Here is a 13744-nt window from a genome sequence, read left to right on the forward strand (position 1 = left end):
CGCAGGTGCCTGGATCTGCTGCGCCGCCGCGTCGAAAGGCACTGCCTGGTCTCGGCTTTCTCCCCTGGGGGGCTGGCTTTCCCTACTTGGAAAGGAGGTGGTATCCGCTGAATGATCTGGTCCTTCGGGTCCAGTCCCAGCTGACCGGCCGTGATCGGGTGTTGCTGAGCTGGTTGTACGACCATGGTGTCGGGACGTCGTTCCAGCTCGCGAACGCCTTGTTTCCGTCGTTGGACTTCGGTCAGCGGCGGTTGCGGACCCTGTACCGGCTGGACGAACGCATTGCCGCCCTCACTGTCAGCCGGGCCGCGCTGCCGGGTGGTTAGCGTGCCGACTGGTTGTGCTTGCGTACGAGGTCAGGCAGCTCGGCCAGCGAGTCGAGCTGGAACATGCATCGGTCGCTGACCGTCTTGTCGCCGAGGATGTAGCCCCACGGGCCGCGACGGACCAGTGCGGTGGCGATTCCCGCCTCCTGCGCTGGCCGGATGTCGTTGTCCAACCGGTCCCCGACGTAGAGCACCTGGTCGGCGGGGCATCCTGCCTCGGTGATGACGCGGTCGAAGAATGCGGTGGAAGGCTTCTCCACACCCCAGCCGTCCGAGGTGCCGATCACGTCGACCGGTAGGTCCAGGGCGCGCAGGATTGTCTCCGCCCGTGCTGTCTGGTTGCCGGCGAGGCCGACCTGTAGCCCCGACTCGCGCAGCGCGGCCAGGCACGGCCGCGCATCCGGGTAGAGGTCTTCCTCGGTGAAGGACTCCGGCTGGCCCGCCGCCGTCCGGCGTTCCCGTTCCTCGGTCAGGTCGAAGCCCGGTCGGAAGACCTGGAACGTCTCCCGGTAGTCCAGGCCGCGAGCGATGATCGCCCCGAAGACGGCCGAGAAGGTGTGGCGCGGTACCCCGAGCCAGTCCGCCCAGGTGCCGTACTCCCGGGACTCGTCAACGATGGTCTCGCCCACGTCGAAGAATACGCTCGTGATCACCCGGCGATTGTGCCTGGTGCTCCCATCAGGATCAACGTGTACCGCGAGCCGAGCCGCCCGGCGGGCCGGTGCCGACCCTTCGGCCGCACCGGGTACGACCCGGTGCGGGAAGCCGTGCCGGTCCGACTCACTGATGGGGGTCCTCGGCGACCTGCACCCTGGCCGCTCGGTTAGCGGGAGCGCTGTTTCGCAAGGTGAGATGAGTGAACGGGTGGTTCAAGATTTTTCTGTCATTTTCGGCAGGGAATCCGTACCACTGGATACCGGTACGGGTTGACGGGTACCAGCGCGTCCGGCTGGGTCCGGTAAATCTCATGATCGACTGCCGGTGATGTTGGTTGACACGGTGCTGCCGGCGGAGGCGTACTGATACGAACGCGACTGCGTGACGGTCTGCCCGCCCTGTTCGATCGGCCGGGGTGGTGGCGCTCCTTCGGGAGCGTCGCCGGTCGTTGGAGGCTTGGGAGTGGGCGGGCTGTCGATGGTGTCGAGTGACAGGGGGGTCGTCATGAAGGATCTTGCTCCGGCGGGTTGAGTCGATGCCCCACCGGGCCGTCGTGCTGTCGACGGTTCCCGGAGTAACTGTTCTCAGGCTGAGACGAGCCCGCTGCCAGCGCGGCACGCTGCCGCCCGCCCTGCCCTCCACAACTGTGACCGCTGTTCCTGCTGCCGCGACCACCTCACTGGTGGTCGTGTCGGCTTGTTGCTGCCCTGATCCGTGCCTCGGGCCGGCCGGTGTGCCGGTTGGCGTGTTCATTGACAACTCCACAGTGCGCCTTGCCGTCGTCTCCCGCGCCCGCCGGCGGCTGCGGCGGCGCACACCTAAGGCGTCACGGCAGTCGACGCCCCATTCTTTCGATCAAGGAGCTCTTGTGTTCTCTGTACATTCCATCTCACCGCGTTCCGGCTCTTCTGTCGGTGGCGGTGACAGATTCCGTGTTGACCTCCGTTGCGGGGTCCGGGTTGACGTCCCCGTTGGGGTCAGTCTTCAGCCGGACAGCCGAACGGACCCCCTTTTCCCGCTCACACCGCAGGTCAGCCCGTCTGTCAACACTGGCTGGTTGTGCTGCGACAGACCCGTCCTGGTCTCGGGTCTCTCCCCCTGGGGAGGCCATACGTATCAGAGAGGAGGTGATGGTGGATGGATGATCCGGTTCTGCGGGTGCAGTCGCAGTTGACCGATCGTGACCGGGTCCTGCTGGGCTGGCTCTACGACCACGGCGTGCTGACGTCGTCCCAGATCGCCCAGGCACTGTTCCCATCCCTTGATTTCTGCCAGCGCCGATTACGGACTCTGTATCGGCTGCGCCTCGTCGCTCGGTTCCGACCGCAACGGGCCGACGGCGGCTCCTACCCGTACCACTACGTCATCGACCAACTCGGCGCTGAGGTCGTTGCCGCCAGCCGCGACGAACGCCCGCCCCGGCGCGACCACGCCTGGGTGGAACGGCGACGCTGGACCTCCACCCGCAGCCTCTCTCACCGCCTCGGGGTGAACGGCTTCCTTACTGACCTGGTCGGGCACGCCCGTACTCATCCGGACACCGGCTTGATGGAGTGGTTGCCGGAGGTGGCGTGCCAGCGTGCCGGGACGTTCACCAGCCGGCAGGATCCGGGGCTGGTGCGGGCGTATCAGCCGAGGGTTCGCCCGGACGGCTACGGCCGGTGGGCCGATGGCGGTGTCGAGGTGCCGTTCTTCGTCGAGCACGACACCGGCGCCGAGCAGTTGTCGATCTTAGCTGGCAAGGTGGACGGCTATCGGGAGCTTTTCGGCACGATCGGGCGGGCGTGGCCGGTGCTGTTCTGGCTGCACTCTGCTGCCCGGGAGCGCAGCCTACGCCGCGTGCTGGCCGAGGTGCCGCTGGCGGTGCCGGTCGCCACCGGGGCCCGCGACCACGCCGCGATGACGGGCCTCGGCCAACGCCCTCGCGACCCTCATCAACGCCGCGCCCGAGCAACTCGCCCGCCTCGGCGTCGACCCCCAGCGGTCGATAGCGTCAATCGACGCGGCGAAGTTCGACAACCGTCCCACCTGGGACAACAAGGGTAAGTTCGACAGCAGGCCCGGCTGGGACAACTGGAACAAGAAGAAGTAGTCCACCACGGGACGCGCGGGTGGCGTGCCCACCCCGCGCCGGCACAGGTTGAGGACACATGCGTACCACCGCGATCGGCGACGTGAAGGTCTTGCTGCCGGACCTCGATCCGGACGACCTCGACACCACGACGGACCTGGACGATGGCCTCACCGAGGCCTTGGTCGAGGGCGCAGCGTGGCGCGGCTTACACCTTGAGGATGTCAGCATTCGCAGCAGTCTGATCACCGGTGTGGACCTGAGCGAGAGCACCTGGGAAGGCGGCAGCCTCTACGGTTGCGAGGTCACCCGGACTGACTTCTCCGGTGCGACCCTGAGCGGCATTGCCATCGAACGGTGCGCGATCACCGGTTCCCGGTTCACCGGCACCAGGTTCGCTAACGTACGTCTCAAGGATGTCCTATTCGACGGCTGCCGCCTCGACTACGCCACCCTCCAACGGGTCACCGCCGCCGGGTCGGTCGCGTTCATCGATTGCCGTCTCGCCAACGGTGCATGGTCTTCCTGCCGGCTACCGCGTATCGCGCTGCGGTCTTGTGACCTCGCCGGTCTGGAGTTGGACTCCTGTCAGCTCGACGGGGCCGACCTGCGGGGCAGCCGCCTTCACGGGCTCACGACGCCGTTGGACAACCTGCGCGGTGTGACCCTCGGCGAGGACCAACTTCCTGACGTCACCCGGCTGGCCGTCGCCGCTGTCAATCTGACCGTCCGCAACGACTGAAGCCGAGGAGGCATCGTGCCCGCTGAAGCCACTGGCAGCCCGGCCACGGTCCTTGTTTGCGTGCGGGGTAACTCCGGCTCGGGTAAGAGCAGCGTCGCCCGGGAGCTACGTCGCCGGCACGGCCGGGGCTGCGCCTTGGTTGAGCAGGACTACCTGCGCCGTATCCTGCTGCGCGAGCGGGACAAGCCCGGCGGCGCGGCACCGGCGTTGATTGGGTAGACCGTTCGGTTCGCCCTGGACCACGGTTACCACGTGGTGCTGGAGGGCATCATGCACGCCAGCCGCTATCGGGGCATCCTGACGGCCCTACGGGACGGCCACCGTGGCCGGTCGCTGTTCTGCTATGTCGACGTGTCCCTGCCCGAGACGCTGCGCCGTCATCTCACGCGTCCGCAGGTCAGTGAGTTCACTGCCGCGCACATGAGCGGCTTGTACACCGCTCATGACGTCCTGGGCTGGCCGCGCGAACTCGTCCTGCCCGAAACCACGGGACTGACCGATGCCGTCGAGGCCATCGCGGCTGCCGCAGGTCTTCCCCAGATCGGACGCGACGACGACCTGCTTCCGAACGTCCCGTTCCCATAGCACTGCCGGCCAAGGGTTTCGCCGATCCAGCGAGGCTCGCCGCCGGACTCGCCAACATGTGTACCGCTGTCCTTACTTCCGCAGGAGCCCGATGATGACCGCTGTCCCGACCTCCGGTTTCTCCGCCTTCGCCGTGGAGCCCTTTCCCGAGCTCCAGGCTGGTGTGGACCTGGCGGGCGCCATCACCGGCGTCCTGGCCTGTACGGGTATCGAGTTGCAGGAGGGGGATGTGGTGGTGGTGGCTTCCAAGGCCGTGAGTGTGGCGGAGAAGCGGTACGTGGATCTGGCCGGTGTCGTCCCGGGCCGGGAGGCGCTGGAGTTGTCCGCTCGCACGGGCAAGCCCGCCGAGGTGGTGCAGCTGATCCTGGATTTCAGTGACAGCTACTTCCTGGCCACCGACAAGGGTCCGATCATCGCGCGGCACCGGCTCGGCTTCCAGCTCACCTCCGCCGGGATTGACCGGGCCGGCCCGCAGGGCGCGTGGCTGCTGCCGGTGGATCCGGACGCCTCCGCCCGGGCCCTGCGCGACGCGTTGATCGCTCACGCGGGCGCGGATGTGGCGGTGGTGGTCGCGGATTCCGACGGTCGTGCCGACCGGCGCGGGGCGACCGTCATCTCGATCGGCGCGGCGGGTGTGGGGCCGCTGCGTGTCACGGAGTACGGCGGTAGACGGCAGGAAGAGACCTTCACCGACCTGATCGCCGCGGCGGCCGGGATCCTCCTCGGGCAGCGGGGCCGTGGGGCCCCGGTCGCCGTCCTGCGCGGCATCGCCTACGAGAGCAGTGACGCGGGCGTGGCGTCGATGCTTCAACACCGGCCGTGACACTGCTGCTCACCGGAGCCGCCGGGACCGTCGGCCCCGGCCGGCCACCGATCTTGGACGTCGTTCCAGCTCGCGAACGCCCTGTTCCCATCGTTGGACTTCGGTCAGCGGCGGCTGCGGACCCTGTACCGGCTGGACGAACGCAGCCGCCTCACTGTCAGCCGGGCTGTGCTGCCGGGTAGTCAGCTTCCCAGGTTGAGGGTGAATCCGTTGGCGGCGAGTTCGGTGAGAAAGGCTCTCGGCTCCACGAGGTGCTCGATGTGGCGTACTCCCGAGGGCATAGCGGGCAGGTCTCGGATGAGTAGCGCCGCAGCGAGACCGGTGGCGCGACTTTGCTGGCGACCGCTGAAGCTTGCCTGACTGGCACCGGAGTCGACGGTCACGGCAAATCCGTCACCGCCGACCTTGATCTTGGCCAGCGCGTCCAGCATGATGCGGCGGACCCAGGGGCGATGTAGCAGCCGGGCGATGCCGGGTTGCCCGGCGGCTGCCAACAGCGCGGTGGTCAGCCGGGAGTCCAGGCACAGGCCGGTACTCGCGGCGACATTCAGGGTGGTGGAGAGCGTGTACTGGTCGGAGAACGGGAACCGATGGACGGTTCGCTCGCCGTGCGGAGCCGGAAAACGCATTGCCCACGAGCCGTGTAGGCGGCCCAGCCCATCGAGAGTCCAGGCGAGTGCCGCTGGCCCGTGTCGTTCGCCGGAACCGAGCAGCACGCCGATGTGCACCTGCCGTGTCGTTGACTGTTCGACGCAGTGTCGGGCGAGCAGGTTGCTGACCCCGGGGACCAGCCCAACGCTGAGAGCCGCCGTGGCCTGCCGCTGGGCGGCGAGCTCGTCCAACTGTTCGATCTCGACGTGCAGTTGGTGGGAAGCCGAGACGTCCACGTAGTGGATCCCCCGCTCCAGGCAGGCGCGGGCGATCCGCGCGTTGTCGAGTTCGGCACACATGAGCACCGCGTCGACCCCGTTGAGCGCGGTGGCCAGGTCGCCGGAGTCGGCGGCGTCCAAGCGAACCACGGTGGACCCCGGTACGCGCGGCGCGCGGTGTGGGTTACGGCCGGCCACCACCACGTCCGTGGTGCGTAGGTGACTGACCAGTGCGGTCACGGCGTGCAGGCCGACGGCGCCGTATCCGCCGAGGACGAGGATCCGGTTCATCGGGCGACCGCCTCCTGTGGTGGTGTATCGCCGCCCGCCGGCTTCTTCGGTTCTCGGGTGCCCACTGAGAGCGCGCAGAGGATTCCCAGGACGGCGATGGCAGCCGCGCCGGCAAACCCCAGGCGCAGACCATCGGCGAGCGCGGTGGCCCCGTCGCCGCTGCCGCGGTTGTCGGTCCATGCTGCCGAGGCCATCAGCAAGGCGGTGAGGCCCAGGGCGGCGCCGAGGCGTTGGGCGGTGTTGACCAGGCCAGAGGCGGCTCCTTGCTGACTTTCAGGTGCGCTGCGTACGGCGGGGGCGGTGGAACCGACGAACACCGCAGGCAGGCCGACTGCGAAGATCAGGCTGGCCGGCAACACGGCGGTCAGGTAGCCGGCGCCGGGGTGCAGCAGGATCGCGTATCCGGCCAGGCCGAGCGCGAGCAGGAACATCCCGGCCGCGAGAACCACGCGTGACCCGAAGCGGCCCATCGCCCAGGGCAGCGCGGTACGCGCGGTGACCATGTTGACCGCGGCGATGGGCAGTACGGCGAATCCGGCGGCGAGGGCGGAGTATCCCATCGCCTGCTGGAGCATGAGTGACAGCAGCACGAACGCTGGCACGTGGGAGGCGCCCACGAGAGCGTTGGCCGCGACGCCGGCCCGTACCTGGCGTATCCGCAGCAGTTGCGGCGGCAGGATCGGGGCCGGATGGCGCCGCTGGTTGACCGCGAACACCGTACCGAGCCCGAGGGTGGCAACGGCTGCCGTGTTGGTGAGCGGCGTCCACCCGGCGGTGGGCAGCTCGGTGGCGAGCAGGACCACGGCGAGCAGGGACCCGGTGGCGGTGAGTCCACCTGCCAGGTCCAGCCGTGTCCGAGCGCCGCTGGCGCGCCCGGCCCAGGGCGGGTCGGCGGGGAGCAGGCGCGGGCTCAGGACAAGGGCGACCACACCGATCGGGACGTTGATCAGAAAGATCCAGGGCCAACCAAGTGTCTGGGTCAGGAGGCCGCCCAACGCCACACCCGAGCCCGCGCCGGCGGCGGCCATGGCGCTCCATACCGCGAACGCCCGACGGTAGGCAGCGGGTTCGGTGAAGATCGCGGCGATCAACGCGAGCTCGGCGGGGACCACGATCGCCGCACCAACGCCCTGTATCGCTCGCCCCAGCAGCAGCGTGCCCGCGTCGGGTGCGAGGCCCGCCAGTAGCGACGCGCCGGTGAACAGCGCGATTCCGGCCTGGAACATGCGACGCCGGCCGACCACGTCCGCGGCCCTACCGGCGACCAGTTGCAAGCCGCCGAAAGTGAGTTGGTAGGCGTTGACCACCCAGGTCAGCCCGGACTCGGTCAACGTCAGCGCTGCACCCATCGCCGGCAGTGCAACGTTGACGATCGACACCTCAAGAAACACCACGAGTTCAACGGAGGTGAGCAGCAGCAGTGCGGCGAGCCCACCTCGCCCCCAAGTTTTGGTAGTCACACTACAAGAATGTTTTTGTAGTGGAGCTATAGTCAATGGTGTGAGCGAAACACCACACCGCAACCGCCAGCAACCAACCGTGAAGACACCACCCGAGGACGGCAGGGCCGCGCGATCCCGGTCCGTCCGGACACGCATCACCACGGCGGCCACCGAGCTGTTCACCACTGCCGGCCACGGCAGCACCAGCATCGTGGCCATCGCCGCCAGGGCCGGCGTGAGCGAGCAGAGCGTCTACTACAGCTTCGGCACCAAGCGGGCCATCCTCACCGCAGCCCTCGAGCTGGCCATCGCCGGCGCGAGCGGGACAAGCCCAGCGGCGCGGCACCGGCGTTGATCGGGCAGACCGTTCGGTTCGCCCTGGACCACGGCTACCACGTGGTGCTGGAGGGCATCATGCACGCCAGCCGCTATCGGGGCATCCTGGACAGCCCTGCGGGACGGCCACCGTGGCCGGTCGCTGTTCTGCTATCTCGACGTGTCCCTGCCCGAGACGCTGCGCCGTCATCTCACGCGTCCGCAGGCCGGCGAGTTTACCGCCGTGCACATGAGCGGCTTGTACACCGCTCGTGACGTCCTGGGCTGGCCGCGCGAACTCGTCCTGCCCGAAACCACGGGACTGTCGCCGACGAGGCCGTGGCTCATGGTGCTGGGGATCGCGCCGGCTGGTTCGCGTCCGTGGCTGCCGGAGTCGGGTGATCTGGTGTGGTGCGCTGAGTGGCCGTACCGACTCGGGTCTGGTCGGGGTCGCGGGTTGTGGCGTCGTTGCCGCGTGAGCCGGCGCGGTTGGGCAGGCGCAGGATGACGGCGGCGAGAACGGCGGCGATCAGCGACCCGGTGACGATGGCGATCTTGACGTGGTCATGGCGTTCGGTGCCGGCGGCGAAGGAGAGCTCACCGATGAGCAGGGAGACGGTGAAGCCGATTCCGGCGAGCATGGACAGTCCGGTGATGTGGGTCCAGGTCAGATTGTTGCCGAGACCTGTTCGGGTGAGGCGGGTGACGAGCCAGGTGACGGCGATGACACCGAGGGGCTTGCCGATGACGAGCCCGGCGATGACGCCGATGGCGACCGGATCGGTGAGGGCGGATACCAGCCCGCCCAGGCCACCTATGGCGACCCCGGCTGACATCAACGCGAAGACGGGTACGGCCAGGCCGGCGGAGACCGGTTTGATGGCGTGTTCGAAGCGTTCGAGCAGGCTGGGCGCGGCGGTGTGCTCGTGCTGGGAGTGGGGCCGGGCGGGTACGACGAGGGCGAGCAGGACTCCGGCGACGGTGGCGTGCACGCCGGAGGCGTGCACGAGCGCCCAGGTGGTGAGGGCCAGCGGCAGGAGCAGCCAGACGGAGGTGACGCGGCGTCGCAGCAGGATCGCGAAGGCAACCAGCGGTAGGGCGGTGGCCAGCAGCGGCGTGACCGACAGGTTGGCGGTGTAGAAGACAGCGATGATCATGATGGCGATCAGGTCGTCGACCACCGCCAGGGTGAGCAGGAAGACCCGGACGGCCGGCGGCAGGTGCCGGCCGATGACGGCGAGTACCGCCAGGGCGAAGGCGATGTCGGTGGCGGCGGGGATGGCCCAGCCGCGCAGGGCGTCGGCTTCGGCGGCGGCAGTGATCAGAACGTAGACGGCTGCGGGTGCCAGCACACCGCCGACGGCGGCGGCGATGGGCACCGCGGCGCGGCGCGGCTGCCGGAGTTCACCGGTCACGAACTCGCGTTTGAGTTCCAGCCCGGCGACGAAGAAGAAGACGGCCAGCAGGCCGTCCTTGGCCCACGCCGCCAGCGACAGATCCAGGTGCAGCCAGGCGGGACCGACGGTGAACGAGCGCATGGCGTCGTAGCCGGCAGCCCCGGGCGAGTTGGCCCAGATGAGCGCGATGACGGCTCCGGCGAGCAGGAGCGCGCCACCGGTCGTCTCTGCCCGTAGGACATCGGCGATGCGGTCGGTGCGGCGTCGTACGACGGATCCGGGTGGGAGATCTCGTCTGGTGGCGTCCATCGGTCCTCCTGTCTGGTGGGTGCGGGGGCAGCGGCTCCCGGGGGACGGGTCACGGCGAGGCTGGGCAGTTCCGGTGTGACTCGGCCTCGCCGCGTTGCTTGTCCGTCCGGGTGGCGCGGGCGACGCCGTGGTGGTGGTCGAGGGCGGCAGGAGGTGGTCAGGGCGATCCAGCCGCCGTGGATCAGGCCGAGTTCGGTGAGCGCGTCGACGGCGCCGAGGAGCCACGGCTGCCGCGGGTAGCGGCCTTGCGGGGTCGTCTCACCGCGCTCCTCATTGCGGTGTCGTGAACTGCTCGGGGCGATCAGTGCGCGCGGCCGGAGCGGAGACAGCCGGCTCGCCGGCGTCGGTGGCGTCCGTGGTGGTGCCGCGGGTGCTGTGCAGACTCCATACGATCGACACCGTGAGCGTGGCGACGATGACGCCGAGGGTGACCGGAATCGGGAGTTTGCCGACCGGGGTCTCCGACAGGATCAGCTTGACGCCGGCGAAGGTGAGCAGGGCCGCGAGCCCGTAGTGCAGGTGCACGAAGCGGCGCAGCAGCCCGGCGAGGCAGAAGTAGAGGCTGCGCAGGCCGAGGAGGGCGAACGCGTTGGCGGTCCAGACGATGAAGGTGCTGGTGGTGAGGGCCAGGATCGTCGCCACGGAGTCCATGGCGAAGATCAGGTCGGTGGCCTCGACCGCGATGAGCACCACGAACAGCAGGGTGGCCACCCGCTTGCCGTTGATGCGGATGAAGAACCTGTCGCCGTGATACGCAGGGTCGGTCGGGATTACCCTGCGCACCAGACGTACGACCGGGTTCTGGTCCGGCGGGGTCTGCCCGCCGTGGCGGAACGCCATCTGGTAGCCGGTGTAGATGAGGAACACACCGAACACGTAGGCGGTCCAGAAGAACGTCTGCAGCAGCTCCGCGCCGACGATGATGAACACCAGCCGGAACACCAGAGCGCCGATGACTCCCCAGAACAGCACCTTGTGTTGGAAGGCGGCCGGCACGGCGAAGTAGGTGAAGATCAGCGCGAAGATGAACACGTTGTCGATCGACAGCGCCTTCTCGATCAGATAGCCGGCATAGTAGGTGCCGGCGACCTCGCCACCCTGCCACACCCACAGGATCACGCCGAACAGCAGACCCGCGGCGATCCAGATGCCAGACCAGATCGCGGCCTCGCGGAACCCGATGACGTGGTTGTCGCGGTGCAGGAACAGGTCGACTGCCAGCATCGCGGCAACCGCGAGCATGAGTACGGCCCAGACCCACCAGGACACGGACATGCTGGGGGAGACCTTTCGTCCTGGCCGGACCCAGACGGGAGGCCGGCCGGTGCTGGACGAAGGTCTCCCCGAGCCACTGAACCAGTGGCTGCACCACCGGAACCCGGTTCGGCCGGACTCGTACTGACGGCGGTGCGTGGGACGTCGGGTACTCCCCTTCGAACTACGACGAATCATTCACGAAGCAAGCTTCGTCTGTCAAGAGGTCTGGCGGCGAAACTGCGATGCAGCTTTCGTGTCTCGAACTACGTATATTGGAGTGCGGGGCCCACGCCGAGAACGGAGGCGCTGATGACTGTGGCAGCCCAGCCGAACACCACACCCACGACGAAGGGGTGGACGTTCCTCACCGACCACGCTCACGTTTTGCTGGCCATCGTTCGCGAACCGACCGCCCGCCTGCGCGATATCGTCACCTCCGCCGGCATCACCGAGTGCGCCGCGCAGACGATCGTCGCCGACCTCGAAGCCGCCGGATATCTACACCGCGAACGCGTCGGACGGCGCAGCGGTGTCCCCACCACCGACCACCGCACCGGTACCCGACACCGGAACGCTCGAGGGGAATCTGATCACCCTCACCACAGGCCGATGGTCAACCGGCCTGTGGTGAGGGTGTGGAGGTTGGCGATACCGGATGCGGCGTCGGTCAATGTGTGGGCGGCACGGCGGTCGTCGCGCACCTTCACCCAGTCCGAGACGTCTCTTAGCTGTTGCGGTCCATGAAACCTTCGAGGTCGAGTTCGCCGTCGCGGGTCTGTAGGCCGGCGTCGAGGTAGCGGCGGGTTCGGTCCAGCGCTTCGCTGGGTGCCGGGTAGACGAGTCCGAGAGCTTGACCCTCTGCGGCCAGTCCTGCCTCCAGGGTGTCACCGCCGGTCGCGGCGTCGATCGCCGTCTTGGCGGCGGCGATCTGCTGGGGAGCGAGGGCGGCGATACGCTGGGCCAGGTCGTCGACGAATGCGTCGAGTTGCGCGGGCGGGAGCGCTCGGTTGATCCAGCCGTACTTCTCAGCGGTGTCGGTGTCGTGCAAGCCGGCACCGAGGATCGCCTCCAGCGCACGGGAACGGCCGATCAGCCGGGACAGCAGCTGAGTTCCGCCGCCACCGGGGATGATGCCGATGCGCGTTTCCAGCTGGGACATCCAGGTCTGTCCCGCCGCGGCGAACCGCATGTCCATGGCGGTGGCCAGTTCGTTGCCGCCGCCGCGTAGGCGTCCCCGCAGCTTCGCGATTGTCACCTGGGGTAGTGACCGGATCGACAACATGAGGTGCTGCATGGGGTTGAGCTGGGGTGCGCCGGTGTCCTCGGCGCCCAGTCGCATGAAGCCCTCAGCATCAAAGGCGTAGGCCATGTCGACGTGCGCGGCGAAGAAGTCCGCATCGTCGCTCTGGACGACGATGACCCGCACCTGGTCGTCGTCGCGGACCGTCCGAACGAATCGCTTCAGCTCCGGCACCAACGCGGCGTCAAGCAGGTTCATGGGCGGGTTGGCCAGGGTCACCCAGGCGATACCGTCGTCGACCTTGACCCGCATCGCGGTGTAGTCCGTGTAGTTCATGTCGCGCTCCCTTGGAAACGGCCGATTCTCCGTCGACCCGGCTGGTGTGGCTGTCGCGGCAGGCGGCTGTCGGGTGGCCTATCCCTTCGCGTCAGCAACACTCACGCTAAAACTTCACGCTGACGTCAAAGGCAAGTATGAGTGAGTGACATCACGACGTTGCACGGGCGTTGGGTGCGCCGGAGGGACGTGGTCGTGTCCGCGATGTTCTGGCCGTCATGGCCTGCGCGCCTTGGGTGGTCGAAGCGCGGTCGGGTAGGGCCGCGTGCTACGCGAGCAGACAGCCGGAAGTCGGCTGATCAGCCAGAGGGGGCGATGCGGGTCGCGGCGATGATCTCGTCAAGGCGATCCCGGGTGCGGGACAACTCGCGTAGTTGGGTGTCGAGGCGTTCGCGTTCAGTGGTGAGTCGCGTCATCATCTCAGGCGTGGCGAAACCGGTGTTGACGCACGGCAGGATCCCCGCGATGACCTTGCTGCTCAGACCGGCCCCGTACAACGACTGAATCAGTCGCACTCGTTCCACCACGGCGGCCGGGTAGTGTCGCTGCCCGCCCGCGCTGCGGACGGACGACAAGAGCTGTTGCTCCTCGTAGTAGCGCAGCGCGCGAGTGCTCACACCCGTCGCAGCCGCGACCTCGCCAATCCGCATCTGCGCCCTCCCCGCCGGCAGTCGGCGCACTGGAGCGGTAGCGCCGCGTCAGTTGCCCTTAACCTGACGTTGGCGTCAATGGTACAGGCAACCGTACCTCGATCTCCCACAGCGAGTATCCCCAGCCGGTGGCACGCTGGACGCCCAGGACCCGGACGTCTCGAGCGAGTGCCGAGCACGCGTCGATCCGGACGGTGCCTCTGGTCCCGGTGGTGACGCTGCGCACGGTCGACCAGGTTGTCCCGTCGCGTGAGGTCCCGTGATATCCATCTCGGAACCTGACCGCACACGTCACGATGTCTTGGCCGCCGCCAGCCCCTGGTCCCGACGAGATCAGCGGCGTGCTGCTGGAGTCGGCGGCGTCGTGCTGTCCTGCCACCCCTACGCTGGCTGGCCGCCTGGGTGGCGGATCGTGTGCGACGCAGCAGGCATGA

General features: G+C 68.1%; 11 protein-coding genes and 6 pseudogenes. 9 read left to right on the forward strand and 8 right to left on the reverse strand.

Annotation, left to right across the window (positions count from 1 at the left end; all coding sequences use genetic code 11):
• Positions 1-86 precede the first annotated feature (86 nt).
• Entirely contained in the window at positions 87-326 is a 240-nt protein-coding gene (locus tag STROP_RS05770) for a replication-relaxation family protein (RefSeq protein ID WP_238380285.1), read from the forward strand.
• Here STROP_RS05770 and STROP_RS05775 read toward each other — a convergent pair.
• Complete coding sequence (locus tag STROP_RS05775; protein WP_011905045.1) at positions 323-979, reverse strand: HAD family hydrolase; 657 nt, start codon at positions 977-979, stop codon at positions 323-325. The genes STROP_RS05770 and STROP_RS05775 overlap by 4 nt on opposite strands.
• A 1141-nt stretch (positions 980-2120) precedes the next feature.
• Here STROP_RS05775 and STROP_RS05780 point away from each other — a divergent pair.
• The 5 genes and pseudogenes from STROP_RS05780 to STROP_RS05795 form a co-directional block, all read left to right on the forward strand.
• Positions 2121-2897: pseudogene (locus STROP_RS05780) on the forward strand (replication-relaxation family protein); the annotation flags it as partial.
• A gap of 19 nt (positions 2898-2916) precedes the next feature.
• Entirely contained in the window at positions 2917-3075 is a 159-nt protein-coding gene (gene amcA, locus STROP_RS26105) for a multiple cyclophane-containing RiPP AmcA (RefSeq protein ID WP_337998642.1), read from the forward strand.
• A 58-nt stretch (positions 3076-3133) separates the two neighbouring features.
• Entirely contained in the window at positions 3134-3796 is a 663-nt protein-coding gene (locus STROP_RS05785; RefSeq protein WP_011905047.1) for a pentapeptide repeat-containing protein, read from the forward strand.
• 15 nt (positions 3797-3811) lie between these two features.
• Positions 3812-4381: pseudogene (locus STROP_RS25560) on the forward strand (kinase).
• Between the two features lie 94 nt (positions 4382-4475).
• Positions 4476-5204, forward strand: coding sequence for a coenzyme F420-0:L-glutamate ligase (locus tag STROP_RS05795; RefSeq protein WP_043535606.1), 729 nt, complete (start codon positions 4476-4478; stop codon positions 5202-5204).
• Positions 5205-5386: 182 nt separating this feature from the next.
• Here STROP_RS05795 and STROP_RS05800 read toward each other — a convergent pair whose 3' ends face one another.
• Both STROP_RS05800 and STROP_RS05805 read right to left on the reverse strand, forming a co-directional pair.
• Positions 5387-6364, reverse strand: a complete 978-nt coding sequence (locus STROP_RS05800; protein ID WP_011905051.1) for a saccharopine dehydrogenase family protein — start codon at positions 6362-6364, stop codon at positions 5387-5389.
• The gene (locus STROP_RS05805) at positions 6361-7824 is read right to left on the reverse strand and encodes an MFS transporter (RefSeq protein WP_080516567.1); all 1464 of its coding nucleotides are present in this window, start codon (positions 7822-7824) and stop codon (positions 6361-6363) included. Before STROP_RS05805 ends, STROP_RS05800 begins: the two co-directional genes overlap by 4 nt.
• Positions 7825-7864: 40 nt before the next feature.
• Between STROP_RS05805 and STROP_RS05810 the strand changes: the two are divergent.
• Together STROP_RS05810 and STROP_RS23685 are read left to right on the forward strand one after the other, a co-directional pair.
• Positions 7865-8122 (forward strand): annotated as a pseudogene (locus STROP_RS05810) (TetR/AcrR family transcriptional regulator); the annotation flags it as partial.
• Positions 8122-8548: pseudogene (locus tag STROP_RS23685) on the forward strand (P-loop NTPase family protein); the annotation flags it as partial. The pseudogenes STROP_RS05810 and STROP_RS23685, both read left to right, overlap by 1 nt.
• Here STROP_RS23685 and nhaA read toward each other — a convergent pair.
• Together nhaA and STROP_RS05820 are read right to left on the reverse strand one after the other, a co-directional pair.
• On the reverse strand, positions 8466-9827 hold the full coding sequence (nhaA, locus tag STROP_RS05815; RefSeq protein WP_011905054.1) for a Na+/H+ antiporter NhaA: 1362 nt from the start codon (positions 9825-9827) through the stop codon (positions 8466-8468). The pseudogene STROP_RS23685 and the gene nhaA overlap by 83 nt on opposite strands.
• 270 nt (positions 9828-10097) lie before the next feature.
• On the reverse strand, positions 10098-11102 hold the full coding sequence (locus tag STROP_RS05820) for a TerC family protein (protein WP_011905055.1): 1005 nt from the start codon (positions 11100-11102) through the stop codon (positions 10098-10100).
• Positions 11103-11393: 291 nt separating this feature from the next.
• Here STROP_RS05820 and STROP_RS25565 point away from each other — a divergent pair.
• Positions 11394-11687, forward strand: a pseudogene (locus STROP_RS25565) (MarR family transcriptional regulator); the annotation flags it as partial.
• A gap of 121 nt (positions 11688-11808) precedes the next feature.
• On the opposite strand, the gene STROP_RS05830 reads toward STROP_RS25565, so the two are convergent.
• The 3 genes and pseudogenes from STROP_RS05830 to STROP_RS25570 form a co-directional block, all read right to left on the reverse strand.
• Positions 11809-12660, reverse strand: coding sequence for an enoyl-CoA hydratase/isomerase family protein (locus tag STROP_RS05830; RefSeq protein WP_011905057.1), 852 nt, complete (start codon positions 12658-12660; stop codon positions 11809-11811).
• 299 nt (positions 12661-12959) lie between these two features.
• On the reverse strand, positions 12960-13310 hold the full coding sequence (locus tag STROP_RS05835; protein ID WP_011905058.1) for a MerR family transcriptional regulator: 351 nt from the start codon (positions 13308-13310) through the stop codon (positions 12960-12962).
• A gap of 58 nt (positions 13311-13368) precedes the next feature.
• Positions 13369-13563: pseudogene (locus STROP_RS25570) on the reverse strand (hypothetical protein); the annotation flags it as partial.
• Positions 13564-13744 lie beyond the last annotated feature (181 nt).

This window comes from Salinispora tropica CNB-440, from assembly GCF_000016425.1.
Lineage (GTDB): Bacteria > Actinomycetota > Actinomycetes > Mycobacteriales > Micromonosporaceae > Micromonospora > Micromonospora tropica.

Excerpts from the sequence above, each read along its gene's own strand:
- STROP_RS05800 (WP_011905051.1), bottom strand. The coding sequence starts at position 6,364 with ATGAACCGGATCCTCGTCCTCGGCGGATACGGCGCCGTCGGCCTGCAC.
- STROP_RS05820 (WP_011905055.1), bottom strand. The coding sequence starts at position 11,102 with ATGTCCGTGTCCTGGTGGGTCTGGGCCGTACTCATGCTCGCGGTTGCC.
- STROP_RS05795 (WP_043535606.1), top strand. The coding sequence starts at position 4,476 with ATGACCGCTGTCCCGACCTCCGGTTTCTCCGCCTTCGCCGTGGAGCCC.
- STROP_RS05785 (WP_011905047.1), top strand. The coding sequence starts at position 3,134 with ATGCGTACCACCGCGATCGGCGACGTGAAGGTCTTGCTGCCGGACCTC.
- STROP_RS05830 (WP_011905057.1), bottom strand. The coding sequence starts at position 12,660 with ATGAACTACACGGACTACACCGCGATGCGGGTCAAGGTCGACGACGGT.
- nhaA (WP_011905054.1), bottom strand. The coding sequence starts at position 9,827 with ATGGACGCCACCAGACGAGATCTCCCACCCGGATCCGTCGTACGACGC.
- STROP_RS05835 (WP_011905058.1), bottom strand. The coding sequence starts at position 13,310 with ATGCGGATTGGCGAGGTCGCGGCTGCGACGGGTGTGAGCACTCGCGCG.